The sequence below is a fragment of the Roseiarcus sp. genome (assembly GCF_052145395.1).
In the GTDB taxonomy this organism is placed as follows: Bacteria; Pseudomonadota; Alphaproteobacteria; order Rhizobiales; family Beijerinckiaceae; genus Roseiarcus.
In genome coordinates this window covers 1-2,509 of the sequence record NZ_JBKQOT010000062.1, presented here as the reverse complement: position 1 = coordinate 2,509, position 2,509 = coordinate 1, and the positions used below count along the sequence as shown (strand labels likewise).

General features: G+C 64.4%; 2 protein-coding genes. Both read left to right on the top strand.

Annotated elements, in window-relative coordinates; translation table 11 throughout:
- Positions 1 to 597: 597 nt before the first annotated feature.
- Complete coding sequence (locus tag ACLP25_RS02040; RefSeq protein WP_442467574.1) at positions 598 to 1,125, top strand: glycine cleavage system protein R; 528 nt, start codon at positions 598 to 600, stop codon at positions 1,123 to 1,125.
- Between the two features lie 156 nt (positions 1,126 to 1,281).
- Positions 1,282 to 2,316: a tryptophan--tRNA ligase gene (trpS, locus tag ACLP25_RS02035; RefSeq protein ID WP_442467573.1), complete on the top strand. Its 1,035-nt coding sequence runs from the start codon at positions 1,282 to 1,284 to the stop codon at positions 2,314 to 2,316.
- Positions 2,317 to 2,509 lie beyond the last annotated feature (193 nt).

Genomic DNA, 2,509 nt, shown 5'->3' with positions numbered 1-2,509 from the left:
CCCAACCATGTCGGCGAACAGAACGGTAATCAGCCGCCGGGTCGGATCCGAGGAAAGGTTCGTGGCACCGGTCATTTGATTAGCTCATGGCGCGTTTGGTCTGGCTTTGAAGCATGATCGACGATCGACGCGCGACCCTATCGCCCTCGAAAAAGCGACCGTGATCTCGAAGTGGGTTGACTTGCCGACGTCCCTCTGTCGTCTCAGTCGCTTAACGATGGCCTTCCTGTTCCCTTTCGAAGTGCAACCGTATGGCGGCGCACGGGCCGCGACGCTGATGCAGATCAATTACAGGCGGAAATAGGCGGTGGCGCGGATGAAACTGCGGCTCCCCCCCACAGCCATCCAGCCAAAATAGCGATGACTGCAAAGGACTCCATTTCACCCGTTCGCCACGCCATCGGCCAACAGCCGCTTCTTGCGCACAGCCGACGGCCGGAGTCGACGTGGAGGGGACGTTGCGGACCGCGGAGTCGGACTCCTCCGTGTCGGACTCCTCCGTTGCGAAGCCGCGCCGCCGCCAATACTTTGTGCGCGGCCGCGCCCGCAATCCCGTCCGGCGACGGCACCTGACGCTTCTCCGCTCGGAGCCCTCTCATGATCCCGCTCGTTTTGACCTTCGTCGGCGATGACAGACCCGGACTGGTCAACGCGGTCTCCGAAAAGATCGCCGCGTTCGGCGGGACCTGGCTCGAGAGCCGCTCCGCCCGGCTCGCCGGCAAGTTCGCCGGCATTTTGCTCGTCAACGTGCCCGACGCGAACGTCCACGCCCTGCAATCGGCGTTGCGCGGCCTTGCGCCGGTCGGCCTGCACCTGACGATCGAGCGCGGCGCGGTGGAAGAGGCCAAACCCTCGCGCTTGATTAACCTCGACATTCTCGGCAACGAGCGGCCCGGCATCGTGCGTGACGTGACTCAGGCGCTGAGCGGCCTCGGGGTCAATATCGAGGAATTCGAGAGCGGTCTCGAAAGCGCCGCCTTCACCGGGGTCGAGATGTTCCGCGCGCACGCCCGCCTCAGCGCGCCCAAGACGCTGCCGCTCGACGACTTGCGCAAGGCGCTGGAGCGGCTCGCGGGCGAGATCATGGTCGATCTGACGGTCGGCGAGGCGGATCGGCTCGCCTGACGCGCCGCTGCCCCCGATAGCCCGCCGAGAGACGGGCGTCCTTTCCGACGCCCTTTGGTTGCCCTCCACGCGATGGCTCTGCTGTCCAGCCCCTTGCGCGGCCGGACGGGCGTTGCCATAAGGCGCCCTCATCAAATCCGACAAAAGCGAAAGATGATGGCGACCTTTCCCGAGCGCGTGTTCTCTGGCGTTCAGCCGACCGGCAACCTCCACCTCGGCAACTATCTCGGCGCGATCAAGCGCTTCGTCGCGCTGCAGGAGACCCGGCCATGCTTCTATTGCGTGGTCGACCTGCACGCGATGACGCTCCCGCACGAGCCGGACCAGCTCGCCCGCACGACCCGCGAGGTGACGGCGGCGTTCCTCGCCTGCGGCATCGATCCGAAGCGCAACGTCGTCTTCAACCAGAGCCGGGTCGCAGAGCACGCGGAGCTCGCCTGGGCGCTCGATTGCGTCGCCCGCATGGGCTGGCTCAACCGCATGACCCAGTTCAAGGATAAGGCGGGCAAGGATCGCGAGAACGCGTCGGTGGGCCTGTTCAACTATCCGGTGCTGATGGCGGCGGACATTTTGATCTATCGCGCGACCCACGTTCCGGTCGGCGACGACCAGAAGCAGCATCTGGAGCTCGCCCGCGATGTCGCCCAGAAGTTCAACAACGACTTTGCCGAATCGATCGCCGCGCACGGTCACGGCGACGCGTTCTTCCCGCTGCCCGAGCCGCTGATTCAGGGTCCGGCGACGCGTGTCATGAGCCTGCGCGACGGCGCCAAGAAGATGTCGAAGTCCGACACGTCGGAGAATTCCTACATCGCCCTCACCGACGATCCGGACACGATCGCGCAGAAGATCCGCAAGGCCAAGACCGACCCGGAGCCGTTGCCGGGCCATCTCGACGGTCTCGCCGGCCGCCCCGAGGCGGAGAATCTCGTCGGCATTTTCGCCGCGCTCACCGACCGCACCAAGGCCGACGTCGTGCACGAGTTCGGGGGCAGCCCGTTCTCGGCCTTCAAGACGGTGCTCGCCGACGTGACGATCGAGAAGCTCGCCCCGATCCGGGCGGAGATTCTGCGCCTTTCGGCCGATCCGGCTTATGTCGATTCGGTGCTCGCCGACGGCGCCGAAAAGGCGCGCGCCATCGCCCGGCCGAACATGGACGCCGTCAAGGACATTCTCGGCCTGATTCGCTGAAGCGTCGCCTCGCAACGCAGAGATTTCTTTTTTCTTTCGCCCCGCGGACCGGCCGCAGTCTGCGGAGCGCTGTCGTCATATATATTGTTATATGCTGCGGTCTCGATCGCTATATATTGAATTTCGCCTTCTTTTCGCCGGTCCACCGCCCGCGATTATGGTTAACGACTTTCCCCCAAACATTTCGTAATCC